This window comes from Asanoa ferruginea, assembly GCF_003387075.1.
GTDB lineage: Bacteria > Actinomycetota > Actinomycetes > Mycobacteriales > Micromonosporaceae > Asanoa > Asanoa ferruginea.
The window spans coordinates 6,087,154-6,107,526 of record NZ_QUMQ01000001.1; the positions used below are offsets into that span (position 1 = coordinate 6,087,154).

Sequence of the window (20,373 nt, forward strand, 5' to 3'; positions counted from 1 at the left end):
GGGACGGACCCGGCGCGCCATCGGTGTTCAGCGCTCGAGACAGGTGGTGCTCCAGAAGGTGCATTCCGTGCCCGTCTGGTGGATCGTGGCGCCGCAGCTGCCGAAGCAGTTGCAGGTACGGGCGACCGGACCTTCGACATCGCCGTCGATCCAGGCCGTCAGCGCGTCGGCCGGCACGATCTCGAGCAGGAATGGATCGCTCTGGGTCAGCTGGTCGTCTCGTACAGCTGTCATGGTCATGTTGCTACCTCCTGGAATGCGTCGGAAGGCGAACGTAGAGTCGCCGTCTACACAGGATCCGAACACCGGAAGCGCGTGTATCCCGTGTGTAGCGGCGGTGGGAACCTCGGACGTCTCACCTCAGGAGGCAGCCCGTGGCCGATCTGCCGGCGCCCGCATCCCTGCTAGCCCTGCCACGGCTGGTTGGTCTGGCTGCCGCGGCGGACGGACGGTCCTACATCGTGGAACTGGACCGTCCCGGCGCCGGTCGCAGTTCCGTCGTGATGGACGCCGGCGACCGGAAGTCGGTTCACGTTCCGGGGTGGGCTGTGACAGCGCTGCCGGACCGGTGCGTGCTCCACCTCGCCGAGGCTGACACCGGCCCACCCCGGACCGTCCTGTGGTGGCGGTCGCTCGACCGCGGGGAGGCTCGGCCGCTGGCCGCACCAGCGGGCGGTGTCTCGGCCTACGTATACGCGGCCGCCGCCGGCCAGGTTCTCTACGCGACGCTCATGTGCTCTGACATGTCAGCCGAGCAGGACCTTGAGTTGCGACGGCAGCGACACGCCCTGGGTACGGGTGCCGCACTCTACGAACCGGGTGAGACGGTCCACCACGGTCGCGGCGCCGGGCAGCGGCGGATCCGCCTGGCCTGCCTGCCTTTCGCCTCGCAAGCCGACGCAGCCCTCTTACCGGAGCCCTGCGGGGCGCGGCTGCGCGGCGGCTTCGCGGTCGCCGACGACGCGCTGCGTGTCGTGGCGGAGTCGAGTGTGGACGATCACCGACAACGACGCCTTGGTCTGCACCTCGCCGAGCGTGGCGGCACGGACAGACCATGGCGATGGCGGCGCCTCGCCCCGCACGACGACGCGGACTTCTTCAGCCCGGTGCTGTCCCCGGGCGGGCGATGGCTTGCCTGCACCCGGGTGTCGGGCGGCTCCCCGGGCGCGGACAGCCCGGGGCCGCCGATGTCCGGCACGTTGTGGTTGTTCGACCTCGCCGACCCGACCGACTGCGGGCGCCCTCTCGCGACCGATGTCGACGTCTGGCCCACTCCGGCCGCATGGGCGCCGGACGCGGGTGCGCTGTATTTCACGGCCGACCGCGCCGGCAGCACACCGGTCTTCAGCGTGGAGATCGCGACCGGCGCCGTCCGGCGACTCACCGGCACCGGTAGCTTCACCGATGTCCAATCCCGCGGCGATGAGATCTACGCGATCCGTTCGGCGGTCGACCGGGTGCCCGTGCCGACCCGACTGCGTCCGCACGGCCCGTCCGGCCGGCGCGCGCCGCAGGTGCTGCGCAGCCCAACACCAGATCCCGCGATGCCCGGCCACTTGGAACGGGTCGTCGCGCACATCGGGTCGGCGCCGGTATCCGGCTGGCTGTGCCGGCCTGCCAACACCGGTCCCCGCCAGCGCGCTCCGCTGCTCGTGTGGCTGCACGGCGGCCCGAGAGCAAGCTGGAACGCCTGGTCGTGGCGGTGGTGCCCGTGGCTGGCTGTCGCGAGGGGTTACGCCGTCCTCATGCCCGATCCGGCCCCGTCGACCGGCTACGGTCAGGCCTTCACCGAGCGCGCCTGGGGTGACTGGGCGGGCACCCCGCGCGCCGACGTGATGAGCCTGGTGGATGTCGTCTCCGCACGGCCGGACGTCGACGCGGACCGCACCGCGGTGATGGGAGGTTCGTTCGGCGGCTTCCTCGCCTACCACCTGGTGGCACGATCGAGCAGGTTCCGAGCGGCCGTGGTCCACGCCGGCATCTGGGACCTGGGCGAGTTCGTCAGCAGCAGCACGATGGCGCGGGCGTTCCACGGCGAGTTCGGGCACCCGCTGGACGCCGCCGACACCTACCGGCGGCAGAGTCCCCGCTCGCTCGCCGACCAGATGCGCACTCCACTGCTGATCAGTCATGGCAGCCTGGATCCGGTGGTGCCATTCACCCAGGCGCTCACGGCGTTGAACGACCTGCGGCGGTTGGGCACGCCCGCGAGACTGCTCCAGTTCCCCGACGAGATGCACGACATCACCAGGCCGGGCAACGTCCGGATCTGGTATGAGGCTGTGTTCGCGTTCCTGGACCACACCCTGCACGACCGGCCATGGCGACCCCCGGCCCTCCTGGCCTGACACAGGAGCAGGCCGCGGTGGAGTGCTACGTGGGTGTCGCACCGATGAGGCGCTAGTGTGCGGAGCATGACCGACGCCGTGCTCGACCCGCGACTTCTGGACGCCGCCATCGCTGTCCTGGCCGAGACGGGCTGGGAAGGTGTGACGCTGGAGAAGGTCGCCGAGCGGGCCGGGCAGTCGCGGTCGACGGTGTGGCGGAAGGGTGTCACCCGTGACGGGCTGCTGGCGGCGCTGCTCGACGCGCTCGCGGATGACTTTCGCCTCTCGATGTGGCCGTTGCTGACCTCGGACGAGCCGGGCCGGGTCCGGCTGGAACAAGGACTCGCGGTGCTGTGTCAGGTGATCGAACGGCACCTGCCGCTCGTACTCGCGTCGGACGAGGTGTTCCATCAAGGTGACCCGGGGCGCCGGCAACTGAACTACCCTCGACCCCTATCGCCGCTTCGTTCGTGACGGACAGGCCGACGGCACGCTCGCCGGTGGCGACAGCGCCGACGAGGTGGCGGAGGTGGCCTTCAACTGCGTGGCGTGGACCTACAGCCACCTGCGCGGACGGCATCAATGGTCGGCTGAGCGGGCCGAGCAGAAGGTGATCCGCCTGGTCATGCACGGCCTCCTCCCGGCCTCGTAAACGCTCGCGACGATCCCTTGCGATCTCTGAAACGCTCGTGTTTCACTTGTGACACATGAGCGGACCGAGGAGGCGCTGTGAATGATGGGCACGCGCGTTTGTGCAGCTCGCGTCGGTGGGCTGAGTTCATCGCCGGCGAGGTCGTGCCGGCCGCGCTCGACGGGCGTGAGGTCGGGCGCCACCTGTTGGAGATCGGACCGGGTTACGGCGCGTCGACCGCTCGGCTCGCCGTCCTGGATGGACAGCTGACCGCCGTCGAGATCGACCCCAGGCTGGCCGCGCGACTACGGCGACGGTTGCCCGAGGTGGTGGTGATCGACGGCCGTGGCGAGGATCTGCCCTTTCCTGATGCCGTTTTCACCGCGGTGCTGTCCTTCACGATGCTGCACCACGTGCATTCCGCGGCCGACCAGGACGCGCTGTTCCGGCACGCACAGCGGGTGCTGCGTGCGGGTGGCATTTTCGCCGGATCGGACAGCATCGCCAGTTCGGGCCTGCGCGAGTTCCATCGCGACGACATCTACACACCGATTGACCCGCGTGGGCTGCCAGACCGGCTGAGCGCTGCCGGGTTCACCGACATCAGGGTCGACATCCAGCCGAAGGACGAGTGGTTCTCCTTCTCCGCAGTGCGCGCCGAGGAAGGACGATGATGGAACTGCCGTACGCACCGCCGCTGACGCGACGAACGCTGGCGGACCCCGTCATTCCCGAACCGCCGCGACGGGGCGATCCTGGTGGCGAGCCATGCGGCGTCTGCCCAGGCGAAGACGGTCCGCACACCATCTGGTCCGACGACAACTGGATCCTCAACCACGGTGTAGAAACCAGCCTCGCAGGGGCGGTATGGCTCGCCACCCGCGTACACGTCGACTCGTTCGCAGATCTTGATTCCGCCCTGGCCCAAGACTTCGGGGTGCTCAGCGGCCGGATCGACCGGGCACTGCTGGCACTGCCGGACGTCGCGCGAACCCACGTCTACCGCTGGGGCGACGGGGGAGCCCACTTCCACGTCTGGTATCTGCCCCGCCCGCTGGGAATGGTGCAGGCACAGAAGATGATGCTTCCGTTGTGGGAGGAGGTCCTGCCCCGGGCTTCCGACGAAGCGATCTCCGACGCCAAGCGCCGGATCGCCGACTGCCTCACGAACGAAGGCCCGGTCCGCGCCCGCGAACAACCGTGGGATGGCGCATCCTGATCTCGACCGGGATAGTCGTTCTTGATTGTGGGCGGCCGTGAGCGGGTACCGCTGTGCCATGTCCCAGATTCCGAGCGACGCGGCCGCGGCCGGCTCCGCCGAACCGGCCAAAGCCCCGGGCAAGCGCTCGCGCCGCAAGACGTGGCTGGTCAGCGGCTTGGCCGTGCTGCTGGTCATGTGCGGTGGCGGTGCGGCGATCGGCGCCTACTACGTCGACACCGTGCCGCCGCCCGACGAGTTGGTGCTGCCCGAGTCGACGACGCTCTACTACGCCGACGGGAAAACGCCGATGGCGAAGCTGGGCACGGAAAACCGCACGATCCTGCCGTACGAGCAGATGAACGACGCGGTCAAGCAGGCGATTGTGGCGGCCGAGGACCGGACCTTCTGGACGAACGAGGGCATCGACTTCCGCGGTGTGCTGCGCGCCGCGTGGAACAACGTCACCGGCGGTGACCGGCAGGGCGCCTCGACGATCACCCAGCAATACGCCCGGATCGCCGCTGATCTCAACGGGGTCACCTACTCCCGCAAGCTGCGCGAGGCCGTGATGGCCTGGAAGCTGGACGACCAGCACAGCAAAGACGAGATCCTCGGCTTCTATCTCAACACCGTGTCGTTCGGCCGCGGGGCGTACGGCATCGAGGCGGCGGCGCAGACGTTCTTCGGCAAGACGGCCCGCAAGGATGCGTCCCGAGAGAGCCAGCTGACGCGGTCTGAGGCCGCTGTGCTGGCAGCGATGGTCAAACAGCCGGAGGCGAACCCGGACGACCCCGAGGGACAGCCTGGCTACGACCCGAAGCGCAACGACAAGGCCCGCCAGAACTCGATCGAGCGATGGCGTTATATCCGCGACGGGATGGTCGCGCTCGGTTACCTGACGGCGGCCGAGGGCGCGGACCTCGCCTACCCAGATACCGTCCGTGACTACGATCCCCGGGCGGGTCAGTCGGGCCTCGACCGGCCGAGCGGGCTCGTCGTCAACCACGTGCTGAGCGAGTTGCGGGGAGTCGACCCGTTCAAGGACCGCCCGTTCGACTATGTCCGCAACGGTGGCTTCCGGATCGTGACGACGGTCGACAAGCGGGCACAGGACGCGGCCGAGGACGCCGCGAACATCCACGGCGAGAAGGCACCGGACGTCGTACGCGGACAGCCCAAGAACTGGCAGTCGGCGCTGGTGGCCGTGCAACCCGGCAGCGGCCGGGTGCTCGCTTACTACGGCGGCAACGACGGTCTCGGCGCCGACAACGCGGGGTGGTACCTCGACGAGGACGGCAACGCGTCCGGGTTCGGGCAGCACCCGCCGGGCTCGTCGTTCAAGGTGTACGACCTCGCGGAGGCGCTGCGGCAGGGCATCTCCCCGAAGCAGCGGTTCGACTCTCCGGCGACCAAGGAGTTCCCGAAGAGCGGCCGCACGCGCGACAGTGCGGCTGGCCCGATCCGCAACTCCGGCAGTGCGGGTTGCCAGCCGCGGTGCGCGCTCTGGGAGGCGACCGTCGCGTCGCTGAACACCACCTACTTCGGGCTCACCGAGCAGCTCGGCGTGCCCGCCGTCATCGACATGGCACGCAAGGCGGGCGTCGAGTCGATGTGGGCGAACGAGCAGGGCAAGCCCAAACCTGTTCGGGTCGACCTGCTCGAGACGCCGGCCGAGGAGGCGGCAGCCCGGTTCTCCACCGAGGTCGGCATCGGTCAGTACGGCATCACGGTGCAGGACCACGCGAACGGCATGGCGACGTTCGCGGCCGGCGGCAAGCGCGCGAACGCGCACTTCGTCCGATCGGTGTCCAAAGGAGACGACGAGATCTACAAGGAGCAGCTGACGCAGACGGACGTCGGGCTGAACGAGGAGCAGGCCAAGCAGCTCAATTGGACGCTGCGCCAGGTCGAGGCCGCGAAGGTTCCGGACTGGGACGCGGCGGGCAAGACCGGCACCTGGCAGGCGGGCAAGAGCACCACGCAGAACCAGCACGCCTGGATGGTCGGCTACACGGGTGCGATCGCCGCGGCGGTGTGGCTGGGCACCACGGACGGCAAGCCGCTGCGCACGAAGGACGGCAGTTACGACGTGTTCGGCGCGAGCTATCCGGGCCGGATCTGGCAGCAGTTCATGACACAGGCGGCCAAGGCGATGGAACTCGACCCGGACGACTACCGGTTCGCGCAGCCCGGGTTCCCGCAGGAAACGCCGTCCGCGCCGCCCAGCGCGGAGACGCCGCCGACTCGCACTCCCGAGCCGACCGATCCGCCGCAACCGACGCCGTCGACCGAGCCCACGCCAACACCCAAACCGACCAAGCCGCCGAAGCCGACCCCGACCACGCGTCCATCCGACCCGGCCACGCCAGCGATAGACGACGTCGCGAGGTAGGACTTCACGGGCCGGGCGCTCGGGTGCTGTCCCCGATAGGCCGCCCACCCGATGCTCCCGCACGCCGGTCAGGGCAGCAACCAGGCGATCGAGGACGCGGCGGCGCTCGCGGCCTACCTGTCCGCCGACGGGCTCTCGGTGGCGGCGGGGCCGCGGAAGTACGAGCACCTACGCAAGGCCCGCACCCGCAAGATCCAGCTAGGCTCGCGCGGCAACGCGGCCTGCTTCCAGCTGCCCGACGGCCGCCCAGCCGACGAGCGCAACGCCCGCCTCCAGTCGCCGCCCGACAACGTGGCCTGGAGGCCGACGCTCGCGTGCGAGGCGGTCATGACGGCGGCGGCCCGCACCGACCAGACCTTGTCCGACCGCGACAAGGGATCTAAGTGGTCTCCATCGGCGGACGTCACTGGACCGGATCACCATCTGGCAGCTACGGTCAGCCTGGCAGTAGCGACCAGTTCAGCAGTGGAGCCGGCCTCCTCCTTCATTGCTGGTTGCGCAGCCAGGACGGTCCCAGGCCGGGCTAGCCGCCGGTCAAATCGGCGACCTGCTGGCCGCCTAGGAGAGGGGAGCGACCCCACCATGACTTCTACGACTTTCAACAACTCGTCCCGCCGACGGGCAATCGCCATCATCGCGGCGGTCTCGACCGCCGTGACCGTGGCAGCCTGCAACCGTGGCGAGTCCTCCAGTTCGGGTACCGGCGGCGAGGCGGCCATCGGCGTCAGCCTCATCACCAAGGACTCCACCAATCCGTTTTTCGTTGCCATGCAGAAAGGCGCAAAGCAGGACGCCACGAAGAACAACGTGAAGCTGACCGTCGCCTCGGGCAAGGAGGAGGGTGACGACCAGGGCCAGATCACCGCGATCGAGGACGCCATCGCCCGCGGCGACAAGGGCATCCTCATCACCCCGATGAGCAACGGCGTCAACGCCTCCATGACGAAGGCTCGGGATGCGGGCCTGTACGTGATCGCGCTGGACACCCCGCCGGACCCGGCGGACACCGTCGACATCACGTTCGCCACCGACAATCGTGCGGCTGGCAAGCTGGACGGGCAGTGGGCGGCCGCGCAGCTCGACGGCAAGCCGGCGGTCATCGCCCTGCTCGACCTGTTCGACGACAAGATCGTGTCGGTCGACTACAACCGCGACCAGGGCTTCCTCGAGGGCATGGGCATCGACGTCGCCGACCCGAAGAAGAACGGCGACGAAGCGAAGACCGGTAAATACACGGGTGGCAAGGGTGGCACGTACACCATCGTCTGCAACGAGGCCGGACAGGGCGCCGAGGACGGTGGCCGGTCCGCTATGGAGAGGTGCCTCGCCAAGAACCCCAACATCAACCTCGTCTACACGATCAACGAGCCGACGGCTGTCGGGGCGAACGCCAGCCTGAAGGCCGCCGGCAAGACGGCCATCATCGTCTCCGTGGATGGTGGATGCGCCGGCGTCGCGAGCGTCGAGAGTGGCGTTGTGGGTGCGACCGCCCAGCAATATCCGCTCAAGATGGCGACGCTCGGCATGGAGGCCATCGCCAAGATCGCCCGCGGTGGTGAGAAGCCGAAGACCTCGCCCGGCCTCGACTTCTACAACACCGGCGTCGCGCTGGTGACCGACAAGAAGGTGGATGGAGTCGACAGCATCTCCTCTGCCGAGGGCGCCAAGATCTGCTGGGGTAACTGACCATGAGTGACACGGTCACGTCTGCTGCCGCCGAGTTCGCCCGGCGGCAGCACTCTCCCGTTCAACGCGTGCAGCACCAGCTGCACGCTCGGCCGTGGTTGAGTCCGCTCTTCCTGCTCTTCGTGGCCTTCGTGGTGTTCTTCATCGCCACGCCCACGTTCCTCACCGCCAACTCGATGGGCATCCTGCTCCAGCAGACCGCCGTCGTCGCGACGCTCGCGGTCGGCCAGACGCTGGTCATTCTCACGGCGGGCATCGACCTGTCGGTCGGGGCCATCATGGTGCTGACGATGATGGTCATGGCCTCGCTCGCCAGGGACGGGGGCATGCCGGGCCTTCTTGCCCTGGTGATCGGATTCGTGCTCGCCTTGGCGGCCGGAGCGCTCAACGGATTTCTCGTCACCCGGATCAACCTGCCGCCGTTCATCGTCACGCTCGGCACGCTCAGCGTCTACACCGCGATCGCCCTGCTGTACTCCGGTGGTGAGAGCATTCAGGCCTCTCACCTGCCCGGGTTGCTCAACGTCCTCGGCGAAGGCTTCGCCATTGGAAGCTTCCGGTTGACCTGGGGCATCGTCGTCATGGTGATCATCTACGCCATCGTCGGCTTCGCTCTGTCGCAGACGGCGTGGGGCCGATACGTGTACGCCGTAGGCGACGACCCCGAGTCCGCGCGCCTTTCCGGCGTGCCCAGCAAGCGAATCCTGCTCGCCGTCTACACGGTCGCCGGGCTGATCTACGCCATCGCCGCCTGGGAACTCATCGGACGTGCTGGGGCCGCGACGCCAAATGCCGTTCCCGACGCCAACCTGCAGTCCATCACGGCTGTCGTCATCGGAGGCACGAGCCTCTTCGGTGGCCGTGGCGTCCTGATCGGCACCCTTCTCGGCGCCCTCATCGTCCAGACGCTCCAGTTCGGATTGTCCCAGATGGGCGTCGACCAGCAGTGGCGCGTGCTCGCGACCGGCATCCTCATCGTCGTGGCCGTCGCTGCCGACCAATGGATCAGGAAGGTCAAGGCATGACCACACCAGATCTCGAGGTTGCCCATGGTGGCGTTCCCGTGGGCAAGGAGGGCATCTACCGCCAGCAGCCCATCCTGTCAGCGCGCAAGCTCGTCATCACCTTCGGCCGGGTCGTCGGCCTGGACGGGGTGGACCTCGATCTCTACCCCGGCGAGATCCTCGCCGTCATCGGTGACAACGGCGCCGGCAAGTCGACGCTCATCAAGTGCCTCACCGGGGCGTACATCCCTGACTCCGGCGAGATCCTGATGAATGGGCAACCGGTCCACTTCAGGAAGCCCCAAGACGCCCGAATGGCGGGTATCGAAACGGTATACCAGCAACTCGCCGTCGTCCCGGCCCTCGACATCGCGAGCAACCTCTACCTCGCCCGCGAGGAGCGTCGCAAGGGTCCGCTCGGCTCGGTCTTCCGGATGCTCGACAAGAAGGGCATGGAGCGCCGCGCTGGCCAGGCGATACAGCGCCTTGGCATTCAGACCATCCAGAATATGGGTCAGGCCGTCGAGACCTTGTCCGGCGGCCAACGCCAAGCCGTCGCGGTAGCCCGCGCCGCGGCCTTCGGAAGCAAGGTCGTCGTCCTCGACGAGCCGACGGCAGCCCTTGGTGTCAAGGAGTCAGGCATGGTCCTAGAGATGATCAAGCAGTTGCGCGACGGCGGCCTGTCGATCATCCTCATCAGCCACAACATGCCGCATGTGTGGGAAGTCGCCGACCGCATCCACATCCAGCGGCTGGGTGCTCTGGCGGGAGTGATCACCCCGCAGTCACACGACATGGGTGAAGGCGTGGCGATCATGACGGGCGCCAAGCGGTTGGCGCCCAACGCGTGAGCGAGAGCATCGTGTGTGCGGCCACTCCCCGCCGATCAAGGGCCAAGACGACGGGCTTACGCAGCCATCCGATCACCTACCGGCTCGCACGCCGATCCGTTGTCGGTGCGTGTCGAGGTTGGATGTGTGGTCCCCAGATGGTCTCTCTTTGGGGACGGGGCCGCCCCATGGATTCACTGTCGTGGCGCCGGCGGAGCGACCGCAGTGCAGGCGACGACGGGGGCATCCGGCTCGCCGTGCTCGATCTCGTACTGGCACTCACTACACGGCTCCGCCGAAATGTGTTCGCGCCAGTCGTGCCCACACGCCGGACAGTCGCCATACCAGCGGGGTCGCCGCCGCAGCCATCTCATCCTCGCATTGTGCTGCGGTGCTGAATCCGGCGTCCAGGCCGACTCGTCCGTCACCCACCCTGTTTGACCTCAGGTTTCGGAGGGCCGAGTAAAAGAGTCTTGCCAGAGTCTCCTATCTGGATGCCAACAGGCCGTCCCTTGTAGACGGCACAATCGATGGCGTCCCAGGGTGATGTAGCGATCCCGTTGGGACCTCGGTAGCAGTGCCGAGCCGCGGCTGGGCGGAGAACGCTTTGTGAAACGTCCCTGGCCACCGTCGGCGGCGCGATCGGCTCCGGGCTGGAGGACGAGGACACGGTGCGAGCCGCCGCGTACGGCTACCACCCCCGAACCCGCCGGCTGGAGGGACGAGAAGGACCTTGGTGCCGAGTTATGGAAAGAGGGTCCCCGCAAGTCGCTGACCTGCGGAAACCCTCACGCTGTCGGGACGGCGGGATTCGAACCCACGCCCCCTTGACCCCCAGCTCTTGGCTGGGGGAGCGACAATGCTCGGCAACGTCTTCCCAGGTCATGTGAGGCTTCTACCTGCGAAGTAAAGGGGTCGTCGCGATCGTCCGACGTGGACGGTGCATCGCGACACCGCTCCGGATTCTCCGGCATCGGTGCGCGAGGGTGCAGCTCAGAGGGGCGACACGAACCAAAACCCAACGGGGTGACCACCTGTCGGCGATCATCGATCTGCCAGAAGTGGATTGATGGTAGTCCCGGCGCGTTCCGCTTGCTGAGCTCGGTGCGGTCGTTGCCGCGCCTAGCTAGCCGCGGAGTGGGGAGGAGCTCCTGGCTCGGGAGTTGAACGAATCTCGCTGGGCGCAGGTCGAAGGCCCCCATGGAGCGGATTCCACGGAGACTGCTTTTGAAGATCTCATCGCGGCGTGCTCGCTGCGTGAAATAGCCGCGGGACGCCCTGCCGCGCAGAGTGGGGCACCTGCGTGCCGCCGAGATCCGCTCATGCCGAGGAGAGTGCGTCTACAGTGCGAGGCTTGGTCGACGACAGGGGTGCTGTTTCGTATGGCGGACCACGATGCTGCGGTCGCCGACCTTTGGGATGCGCACATGCGGGCGGCGTTCCCTAACCGGCTGAGAGGCGCTGAGGTCGCCGCCGTCGAGATGGTGATTCTAGATGCAGATGTGGTTGGCTGCGTCAGCGCCTGGCTGCGCAACGGCGGAAACATCGATGGCCCGCATTGCGGCCATCTCGCGTCATGTGAGGAACAACTAATCCGGGTCATCCCGGAGTTGAACGGCGGTGAGGCCGCGTACTACCAGCGGCTGTTGGACATGACGGCATTGGTCCTCGAATCACTTCAGAACCCACGGTCCGGTTGAGCGGCGTGCGCGCATCTGCCGCGATCCGCGCGCACTACCCACCGAGACAGACAGGTGGGTCACGAGGGCTGCGACGAGGTGGGTGAGTGCGCGCCGAAGTAGGGGCTACGCACCAGGTAGTCCTCGAGCCACGCGAATCTGAGCGCCACGTTGCGTCCCTCACCGCGCGCGTCCGAAACCTCGATCGTCTGGACAATGCAGCCGTACGTCAAAACGGCGACCGACATGCCGAGCGGGTTTGACAGGCGGTAGGCCTCCACCTTCTGGCCGCCAGGTAGCCCGCCGAAATCTGTGGCCGCAGGGACAGCGGGAACCGGCATCAGTCATCCGGCGTGGTGGGGTGACCCCGGCAGGCCCGGCGGCAGCGGCAACCCGAGGTTCTCGGCCACTGCCTGCACCCTGTCCGCCGTGAGGTCTGGATTGATCGTGTGGCGTGAGGTCACCTTCAAGCCGGAGACCAGTGCGGCGTAGCGGTTCGCGGTCGCCAGGGGGATCCCACGCGCCGTCGCCACCACGAGTCCGGCGAGGTGGGCGTCGCCGGCTCCGGCGGTATTGGCCACCGTGACGTCGAGGGCGGCCGCATGGGTGAGGGCCTGGCCGTCCCATGCCCAGCTACCGTGGCCGCCGGCCGTCACGACCACGGACATACGCGGATTCACCTCAGCGAGTCGGCGAACGGCCGCCTCGACCACGCTCGGGACGGATGCACCCTCCGCCACCATTCCGGCCAGTGCGGCTGCCTCGTCGAGGTTCACGGCCAACAGATCAACCTTCTTGAGCAGCCCGGAGGTCAGAACCTGCTCGAGCTCTCCGGGGACGAAGGCCGCGACCCGGAAGAACGCCGCCTCCGTCGCGAGTTCGAGCAACGCGTACCGCGCTTCGAGTGGCACCTCTGGCAGTGCGACAGCGATGCCCTTGCCGTAGTGGGCCGCGACCACGGGGCCCGCATGCCGGATGTCCTGCGGCCCGACGCAATCGCTCGCCGAGCCCGCTGTGGTGATGTTGCCGCCGTCGCCACCGGGGTAGACGAAGCACACCGAAAACAGTGTGGGGCGGGACGAGACCGTCACGAACGACATGTCCATACCCGCCGTACGCATTTCCTCGGCGACGGTCCTGCCGTTCGCGTCGTCGCCGACCTTGCCGATCGGAAAGACCCGGACGCCGGTCCCCAGCAGCCGTTGGACGTAGTGGCAGACAATGTGGAGCTTGCAATAGTCGCGCTGGTCGAGCAGCGTCGCCGCCCGGCTCTCTTCCCGCCCAAGAGTGTGGTCGCCCGTCAGCGCGAGGAACATGCCCGAGCCGATGCCACCCGTCGCCACCACAACGTCGTACGTCCGCGGACTCATGGAAGCACGCCGAGGTCCCACTCAGGGTGCTGGCTGACCGGATGTTGCGCCGTTTCGACGGTGGCCGTGAGCAGCGCGTCGGAGTGCTCCTGCAGCAGCGTGATCGGATACTCCGGGGTGACCTCACTGAACAGGGCCACCCGCAGGGCCGTCTGCTTCCATGCGCCGGTGTCGCTGAACAACCTGATCTTGCGTGCGGGGAGGATCTCGCTGAGACCGAGCGTGACGGACATCGGGGGTACGAACTGATACGCGCCGCCGAAAGTGCGCTGGGCGAGCGCGATGACGGTGTCGAGGTTGTTGTCCTGCACCCTGGCTGTCGACGCCCGCAGCTGTTGGACCGTCACGGGACTGTAGGGATGGCGGCGTGCCTGGTTGTAGGCGATGTGCCCGTCCTGTCCCCACCCGCCGTACACGAGGTCGGCCGGTTGCTCCACGAGGTTGCGCGAGATCTCGTCGAGCGCGTCAGGTTCCGGCCAGTGCCGGCGGGCCTGCGGGACGTTGAGCTCCGGCGCGATGGGACCGTAGAAGTTCCGTTCCATGAAACCCCGGAAGCTGTACGGGTGGTTGCGGGGGAGTTGCGTGCCCTCCCAGTCGAGGCACTCATCCATGTGGAACACCTCGACGTGGGAGAGGTTCACCCGGCGCGCGTTGACCAGTTCGGTGAACGGCGCGTACCAACAGCTCGGCCCGCAGGGTACGACGATTCGCAGGGTGGTTCCCTCGCGCGCGCTGCGGGTTATCTCCTCGACGAGCTCCCGGGCCATCAGCAGGCCCATCTCGGCGCTGTCCCGGCAGAGCCGAAGCGGTATGCGACGGTCGGGATGGTCCACGAGGTCTTCGGCTGGGACGCGGCACCAGCGCATGAGGTCCCCGGCCGGGACGGTGCCGCTCATCAGCGCACGTCCGGCAGCCACTGCTGCTGGGCTTCGATCATCTCGTCGCACATCCTTCGGATCTGGTCCAGGCTCAGCAGCGAGCTGGTGAGCCGGTCGAGGGAGGCCGCGGCGTAGATCAGGTCCTTGGATCGCTGCCGATAGGCCTCGACGACGCAGTGCTGGTAGCCCACCGACGCCAGGTTGATGCCGGCGCACGCGGCCGGCAGGTCGCCGACGAACGTCGGCTGTACCCCGTTCTGGTCGACCAGGCAGGGCACCTCGACGCAGCTGCCGTTCGGAAGGTTGGTGATCAGACCGGTGTTCGGGACGTTGCCGTAGACGACCCTGGGGGTGTTCGTGACAACGGAGTCGACGATCCGGGCGGCGTACTCCTCACTGACGGCCAGCGTCCCTGCCGCGAAATCGTCGGCGAGCCGCTCGAGCTCGGCGTCGTTGTTGCCCTGGGTGATCTCCAGGTAGTCCCATCGCTGCGGCAGGAGCGCCCGCACGTCCTCGGCCGATCGCCGGAAGTGCGGATAGTATTCGGACGCGTGGTGGCTGGACTCGGTCTGGAAGAACCCGGTCAGGTCCATGATGGCTGTCCGGACACCCTCACGACCGCCGGCGTACCACTCGTCCAGCGGCCGTGCCGGTGCCAGGTCGCCGCGGTGATAGGCGGCGACGGCGGCGCGCAGCTCGGGCATGACGTCGCGCCCCCGATGCCGGAAGTCCAGCATCCAGGCCTGGTGGTTGATTCCCGCCGCGCGGAAGGACCATTCCCCGGCTTCGAGTCCCATGATGTCGGCCAGCTCGTCGGCGGTGTGCTGGACGGAGTGGCAGAGGCCGGTGACGCGGATGCCCGCCGTGGATACGAACCAGCAGTTGATGGCCATGGGGTTCGCGTAGTTCAACATCAGGGCATCGGGACACAGCTCACGCATGTCAGAGACGATCTCGTCGAGCGCGCTCATGGAGCGCAGGCCGCGGAACACTCCGCCGGGGCCCAGCGTGTCCCCGACGGTCTGGTCGATTCCGTAGCGGCGAGGGATCTCCATGTCGATCGCATAGGCATCGCGACCGCCGACCTGGAAACACACGACGACGAAGTCCGCGCCACGCAAGGCCTCCCGACGGTTCGTCGTTGGCTCGATCCGGGCCGTGAGCGCGTGCGCCTCGACCAGCCGGCGGGCCAGCCGCTCGGTGCGGCGCAACGACCCCGCATCGATGTCCATCAGCGAATAGGTGGCGTCCTTCGTGCTGTCGAACGAGAGAAAGTCGTTCATCAGCTGCAGTGGGAACTCGTAGCCACCGGCACCGATGATCGCGATCTTCGTCATACCTTCCCTTCCGAAATGCCGGGCGTAGCCGCCAACTGGGGCACAAGTCGCCGGACGTTGCCGGAGTAGACCTGCCGCAGCACGTCATCGGGCAGGTGCAGACCCGATATTGTCCAGCGGCCCATCAGCGGTGGATCGTCGGCGGAGTGCGCGAAGTGCTCGTCGGCGGTCTCCAGGAACCTGAAATGGGTCGGGTAGCTCGCGCCGTCGTGCGGAACCTCGTCGGTGCCGAACAGCACCCGGTCGGGGTGCCGCAGACACAGCTCGCGGGTCGCCCGAGGCTGCCGGCCGAGTTGTGCGATCCGGGCGGCGATGTCGATGTGCAGGTTGGGATAGGTGGCGAGCATCCGGTCCACCCAGCCCAGGTTTTCGGCGTAGCAGCCGGCGTGCACCGCCGCAAACGTCGTGCTGGGGTGTGAGCTGACCACTGACTCCACGGACTCCATCAGCCGCTCGAAGGATGGAAACCGCGGACCGTGGAAGGACCACTCGGGGCGGGCCTGGAGCAACTCGAGATACTCGTTGTGATGGTCGACCGCATCGAAGAACGCGACGGGGTCAGCCGCGTGCCACCAGACCGGAATGCCGAGTTCGCCCGCGGCGGCCCACAGTGGCCCGAGCCGATCGTCGTCGGGTAGCACCAATGCGTTGTCGGCATCCCTGACGTGGAGTCCGAGGTCTTTCCACACCTTCACGCCGGCGGCTCCGGCAGCCACGGATTCGGTCAGGTTCGCGACCAGTGCGTCCGGGCCGGCGGAGGTGAGCAGCGACCAGTCCACGTGACAGAAAGTGGCCACCCGTCCCGGGTGTCGCTCGTCGAACCGTTCGATGTTGGCCCGCAGTTCGTCGCCCCACCGGCCGTCGAGGTTGACGAAACCGTGAACGTTGTAATCCGACATGTCATGCAGGAAGTCGTCGACGCCCTGGACGAGCCACTCTCCCTCGCGTCCCGCCCAACCGCTCAGCCATCGACCCAGATGGGTGTGGGCGTCGATCGCAGGGAACCGGGCGGCCGGCACGTGGTGCTCGGGCAGCACCAGCCGGGGCCTCGGTCGATATGCACTCAACGGGATGTCGGCCGGCCCGCCCTGCGCGGTCACAGCCGGATCACCGCCTTGACCGGTTGGGTGGCTCCCTGCGCCAGGGCCATGAAGACCCGTTGCGACTCCTCGAGGGCGATCGGGGTCGTCCAGCCGAGGTCCACCTGCGAGGCGAGCGCGAGGGCGGCGGCGAACTCCTGCGGCGTGTAGGCAAAGGAGCCCACCACCCGCTTCTCGAACCGGACGAGCTGGTTGCCGTCGAAGCCGGGATGGCTATCGACCAGCCCGATCCAGACGCAGGTTCCGCCGGGCCTGAGTCGATCGACCGCGGCGCCGCGGGTGATCTGCGATCCCACCGCGTCCAGCACGACGTCATACTCGCCGGCGAGCTCGGTCGCGCACGACGTCGCTCCCAGACGCTCGGCGAGCGCCAGCCGGGTCGGCGAGCGGTCCACGACAGTGAAATCCGTCAGGCCGCGAGACAACCCCGCGAGCAGGCAGACCAAGCCGATCGTGCCGGCGCCGATGATCGCGACCCGTTCCGTGCCAGCCAGGTCGACCCGGTGCCAGGCGTGGACGGCGTTGGCAAGCGGTTCCACCATCGCGGCGGTCTCCCACGTCATCTCGGCGGGCAGGTCATGGATCGAGTCCGCCGGGACAACGACGTTCTCGGCGAACCCGCCGGGCCGTTGAGCCCCGATGAGCTCTCGATACCGGCAGATCTGCGGTAGCCCTTGGCGGCACATGTCGCACGCCGCGCAGCTCGCCAACGGATTGACCACAACGCGCCGACCGTCCGGGGTGACGCCGGCGAACTCGTGCCCCATGATCAGCGGTGGTTTGCGAAAACCCACGTGCCGGAACCCGTGCAGCTCGCTGCCGCAGATGCCGGCCGCCCGGACCTCGAGCAGGACGCCGTCGGCGCCCGCCTCCGGCCTCGCGACATCCTGTAGCTCCATCGTTCCGGGACCGGTGAAGACCAGGGCCCGCATCGGTTGACTCATCGGTACTCCCGTTGGTGACGAAGGCGGATACGGGCTACATCGACGCGAGTTGCCCGCCGTCCACGACGATCTCGCTGCCCGTGATGAAGGACGCGTCGTCGGAGGCGAGAAACGCATACGCCGCGGCGACCTCGTCCGGTTGGCCGGTTCGGTTCAGGGGAACCTTGAGCCGGGCGTAGTCGGCTGCGAAGTCGCTGTTACCCAGGTTCCCGGCGATCTGTGCGTTCAGCGGCGTCTCTATGTAGCCGGGACAGAGCGCGTTGACCCGGATTCCGTGCGGGCCCAGTTCCACGGCCATGGTCTTCGTCAGCAGCAGCACGCCGGCCTTCGAGGCGTTGTAATGCGCGTAGTCGGCCTCGCCGCCGACACCGTTGGTGGACGACATGTTGACGATCGCTCCGCCGGTGCGCTGCTGCACCAGGATCCGACTCACGGCCTGCGCGACGAGGAACATGCCGCGCAGATTGACGGCGAGCATCCGATCCCAATGATCCGGTGTGATCTCCAGGAACGGCTCACGCCAGGCCGTGCCAGCGTTGTTGATCAGCGTGTCGATGCCGCCGAGCGCCTCCCGCGCGTCCTGGACCAGTCGCCGGACGTCCGGCTCGCTGCTGACGTCCACCGGCGTTCCCGACACCTCGCCGAGAGGTCGCAGCCGGGTCACCGCGGCCGACACGTCGACTGGGTCGAGGCCGCCGATGTGGACGCGGGCTCCCTCCTCCAGAAAACGTCGAGCGGTCGCCTCGCCGATGCCGCGGCTGCCGCCACTGACGAGCACCCGCTTTCCGCGAAGCCCACGCATGGCACCTCCCGCGGCCTGACGTCTGTTCGGTATGCTGAACACGCTTCGTGATTTCGACAGAACTTTAATGGCGGAAGTCGAGCCGTGTAAAGAAGGCGGGAGTTGAATGGGCAGGACCGTCCCGGCCGCGAATCGGGCCTTCGACATCCTGGAGTTGTTTCTGCAGGACCCGCTCCTGTCAGCCAGCGATGTCTTCACCCGCCTGGGCCTTCCCCGCACGACCGTGCACGAACTACTCGTCACGCTCGTGGACCGCCGCTACCTGGTCCAGGTGCCCGGGCAGCCGATGCGCTACCGGCTGGGCGTACGCCTGTTTCAGTTGGGCAGCGTCTTCGCCGAGCACGTCGACCTGGCGCGCGAGGCGCACCGGGTAGCCAACGACGTCGCCGGTGCCTGCGACGAAACGGTGCACGTCGCCGTGCTGGAGGGCCGCGACGTGATCTACATCGCTAGGGTCGAGAGCACGCATCCCGTCCGGATGGTCTCCGCCGTGGGCCGGCGCCTGCCCGCGCACTGCACCGGCGTCGGCAAGATGCTGCTCTCAGATCTCTCACCGGAGACGCTCGACGTGTTGTATCCCCCCAACAGCCCGCTCGCGACCATGACCCGCAACAGCAACTCCTCGGCCGCGCGACTCAAGTCGGCGTTGCGGGGGGTGCGGCAGGAGGGTCTGGCGTTCGACGAGTCCGAGTCCAGTGAGGATGTTCATTGCGTCGCCGCCGGCGTGCGCGACCACACCGGCACGATGGTCGCGGCCATGAGCATCTCGGTGCCGACGACGCGGTGGAACGCCGAGGCCCGCACCAACCTCACGCGACTCGTCCGCGACGGCGCCGGCCGGCTGTCCGAGAGTCTCGGCTACCGCCTGCCGGCCCCGTAGCGCGGTCCGGAGTCATGCCCGCAGGGACTCCGGGAGCAGGTCGCCGTGCGCCTTTGTCATCGCGTCGCACAGCGCCCAGATGTCGTCGACCCGCAGGGTCGCCGACGCGTTCGGGTCCATCATCACCGCCTGGCGGACCATCCTCGGGTCACCCTCCAGGGCGGCTCGGACGGTCAGCTCACCGACCGCGAGAAAGGCCTGGTTGAGCGCGGCGCACTGCGGCGGAAGAACGCCGACGCGGTGCGGGTGGATACCGAGGCTGTCGACAGTGCACGGCACCTCGACGGCGGCACCGCGAGGCAGGTTGCCGATCAGGTCGCGGTTGGGCACGTTGGCGTGGATGATGCGCGTCGACCCGGTGACCATCGAGTGGATGACCTGCGGGGCATACTCCGTGGCGCTGTGTTCAAGTGGCACGACTTCGCCCGCGGCGAGTGTCGCCCGCATCTGCTCGTACTCCGCGACGTTCTCCTCGCTGATGCCGATGTAGGCGTCGACGGGTATGCGCAGGCGCGCGATCTCCCGCTCGTCGTGCAGATACCACGGGACGTACTCCGAGGAGTGCTCGCTCGTCTCGGTGGGGTAGTAGCCCAGGCGGCGATACATGTCCACCCGCACGCGCCGGCGCAACTCGGGATCCGCCTCGATACGCTCGTCGAGTCGCCGGTACAGGTTCTCGCCCCGATGCTCCCAGCGCAGCAGCCACGCCTGGTGATTGACCCCCGCCGCCCGATAGTCCGTCTCTTCCAGCGGGACACCGACGAGATCACACAGCCCCGCAACCGTCCAGTACACGCTGTGGCACAGCCCGACCGCCTTCAGCGCGGGCGCCACCTCGGAGAGCCACCAGACGTTCATGGCCATGGGGTTGGTGTAGTTGAGCAGCCAGGCGTCCGGGCACACCGCCAGCATGTCCTCCGCGATGCCGCGCAGGACGGGGAACGTGCGCAGGGCCCGGAAGACGCCTCCCACGCCTAGCGTGTCGGCGATCGTCTGGCGGACCCCGAACGATGCCGGTATCTCGAAGTCGGTCCGGGTGGCGGCGATGCCACCGACCTGGATCATGTTGATGACGAACTGCGCCCCTTCGAGTGCCGTCCGTCGGTCGAGGGTCGCGGTGATCGAGGGATGGACACCGAGTTGCTCCGCGGCCTGCCGGGCGATGCCCGCCGCGGTCTCGAGGCGGGCGGCATCGATGTCGTGCAGCGCGATGCGGACGTCGGCCAGCTCCGGGAAGCTGAGTATGTCGGCGAGCAACTGGCGCGTGAAGACCACGCTTCCGGCGCCGACAAAGGCAATGGTCGTCATGTGG

General features: G+C 67.9%; 19 protein-coding genes. 11 read left to right on the forward strand and 8 right to left on the reverse strand.

The window, feature by feature from the left end:
• Positions 1–27 precede the first annotated feature (27 nt).
• A complete protein-coding gene (locus DFJ67_RS28470) occupies positions 28–234 on the reverse strand; it encodes a hypothetical protein (protein ID WP_147315634.1) in 207 nt (68 codons plus the stop codon).
• A 314-nt stretch (positions 235–548) separates the two neighbouring features.
• Here DFJ67_RS28470 and DFJ67_RS28475 point away from each other — a divergent pair, with 314 nt between their 5' ends.
• The 10 genes from DFJ67_RS28475 to DFJ67_RS28525 all read left to right on the forward strand — a co-directional run bounded on the left by DFJ67_RS28475 (position 549) and on the right by DFJ67_RS28525 (position 11,771).
• Entirely contained in the window at positions 549–2,348 is a 1,800-nt protein-coding gene (locus DFJ67_RS28475; RefSeq protein WP_170216023.1) for a S9 family peptidase, read from the forward strand.
• A gap of 66 nt (positions 2,349–2,414) precedes the next feature.
• Positions 2,415–2,801: a helix-turn-helix domain-containing protein gene (locus tag DFJ67_RS28480; protein ID WP_116070851.1), complete on the forward strand. Its 387-nt coding sequence runs from the start codon at positions 2,415–2,417 to the stop codon at positions 2,799–2,801.
• A 55-nt stretch (positions 2,802–2,856) separates the two neighbouring features.
• Positions 2,857–2,979 carry a hypothetical protein gene (locus tag DFJ67_RS44425; protein WP_280525917.1) on the forward strand — a complete coding sequence of 41 codons (123 nt, stop codon included), beginning with the start codon at positions 2,857–2,859 and terminating at the stop codon, positions 2,977–2,979.
• Between the two features lie 77 nt (positions 2,980–3,056).
• A complete protein-coding gene (locus DFJ67_RS28485) occupies positions 3,057–3,632 on the forward strand; it encodes a class I SAM-dependent methyltransferase (protein WP_116070852.1) in 576 nt (191 codons plus the stop codon).
• Positions 3,629–4,177, forward strand: coding sequence for an HIT family protein (locus tag DFJ67_RS28490; RefSeq protein WP_147315636.1), 549 nt, complete (start codon positions 3,629–3,631; stop codon positions 4,175–4,177). Before DFJ67_RS28485 ends, DFJ67_RS28490 begins: the two co-directional genes overlap by 4 nt.
• Before the next feature lie 58 nt (positions 4,178–4,235).
• Positions 4,236–6,551, forward strand: a complete 2,316-nt coding sequence (locus DFJ67_RS28495; protein WP_116070854.1) for a transglycosylase domain-containing protein — start codon at positions 4,236–4,238, stop codon at positions 6,549–6,551.
• Positions 6,552–6,602: 51 nt separating this feature from the next.
• Positions 6,603–8,237, forward strand: a complete 1,635-nt coding sequence (locus DFJ67_RS28505) for a substrate-binding domain-containing protein (protein ID WP_239097358.1) — start codon at positions 6,603–6,605, stop codon at positions 8,235–8,237.
• A 122-nt stretch (positions 8,238–8,359) separates the two neighbouring features.
• Positions 8,360–9,262, forward strand: a complete 903-nt coding sequence (locus DFJ67_RS28510; RefSeq protein ID WP_239097359.1) for an ABC transporter permease — start codon at positions 8,360–8,362, stop codon at positions 9,260–9,262.
• Entirely contained in the window at positions 9,259–10,092 is an 834-nt protein-coding gene (locus DFJ67_RS28515) for an ATP-binding cassette domain-containing protein (protein ID WP_116070858.1), read from the forward strand. The genes DFJ67_RS28510 and DFJ67_RS28515 overlap by 4 nt, the downstream gene beginning before the upstream one ends.
• Positions 10,093–11,453: 1,361 nt before the next feature.
• Complete coding sequence (locus tag DFJ67_RS28525) at positions 11,454–11,771, forward strand: hypothetical protein (RefSeq protein WP_116070860.1); 318 nt, start codon at positions 11,454–11,456, stop codon at positions 11,769–11,771.
• Between the two features lie 323 nt (positions 11,772–12,094).
• On the opposite strand, the gene DFJ67_RS28535 is transcribed toward DFJ67_RS28525, so the two are convergent.
• The 6 genes from DFJ67_RS28535 to DFJ67_RS28560 all read right to left on the reverse strand — a co-directional run bounded on the left by DFJ67_RS28535 (position 12,095) and on the right by DFJ67_RS28560 (position 18,328).
• Positions 12,095–13,120: a carbohydrate kinase family protein gene (locus tag DFJ67_RS28535; RefSeq protein ID WP_116070862.1), complete on the reverse strand. Its 1,026-nt coding sequence runs from the start codon at positions 13,118–13,120 to the stop codon at positions 12,095–12,097.
• On the reverse strand, positions 13,117–13,953 hold the full coding sequence (locus DFJ67_RS28540) for a sugar phosphate isomerase family (protein ID WP_211333967.1): 837 nt from the start codon (positions 13,951–13,953) through the stop codon (positions 13,117–13,119). Before DFJ67_RS28540 ends, DFJ67_RS28535 begins: the two co-directional genes overlap by 4 nt.
• A 62-nt stretch (positions 13,954–14,015) precedes the next feature.
• The gene (gene melA, locus DFJ67_RS28545) at positions 14,016–15,335 is read right to left on the reverse strand and encodes an alpha-galactosidase (RefSeq protein ID WP_116070864.1); all 1,320 of its coding nucleotides are present in this window, start codon (positions 15,333–15,335) and stop codon (positions 14,016–14,018) included.
• Entirely contained in the window at positions 15,332–16,435 is a 1,104-nt protein-coding gene (locus tag DFJ67_RS28550) for an amidohydrolase family protein (RefSeq protein WP_116070865.1), read from the reverse strand. Before DFJ67_RS28550 ends, melA (DFJ67_RS28545) begins: the two co-directional genes overlap by 4 nt.
• On the reverse strand, positions 16,432–17,379 hold the full coding sequence (locus DFJ67_RS28555) for an alcohol dehydrogenase catalytic domain-containing protein (RefSeq protein WP_170216024.1): 948 nt from the start codon (positions 17,377–17,379) through the stop codon (positions 16,432–16,434). The genes DFJ67_RS28550 and DFJ67_RS28555 overlap by 4 nt, the downstream gene beginning before the upstream one ends.
• A gap of 34 nt (positions 17,380–17,413) precedes the next feature.
• Positions 17,414–18,328 (reverse strand): SDR family NAD(P)-dependent oxidoreductase, encoded by a 915-nt coding sequence (locus DFJ67_RS28560; RefSeq protein WP_116076736.1) that lies wholly within the window; start codon positions 18,326–18,328, stop codon positions 17,414–17,416.
• Between DFJ67_RS28560 and DFJ67_RS28565 the strand changes: the two genes are divergently transcribed.
• Positions 18,288–19,061: an IclR family transcriptional regulator gene (locus DFJ67_RS28565; protein ID WP_116070867.1), complete on the forward strand. Its 774-nt coding sequence runs from the start codon at positions 18,288–18,290 to the stop codon at positions 19,059–19,061. The two genes, DFJ67_RS28560 and DFJ67_RS28565, sit on opposite strands and share 41 nt — an antisense overlap.
• Before the next feature lie 12 nt (positions 19,062–19,073).
• Here DFJ67_RS28565 and melA (DFJ67_RS28570) read toward each other — a convergent pair whose 3' ends face one another.
• On the reverse strand, positions 19,074–20,369 hold the full coding sequence (gene melA, locus DFJ67_RS28570) for an alpha-glucosidase/alpha-galactosidase (RefSeq protein WP_116070868.1): 1,296 nt from the start codon (positions 20,367–20,369) through the stop codon (positions 19,074–19,076).
• Positions 20,370–20,373: the final 4 nt, after the last annotated feature.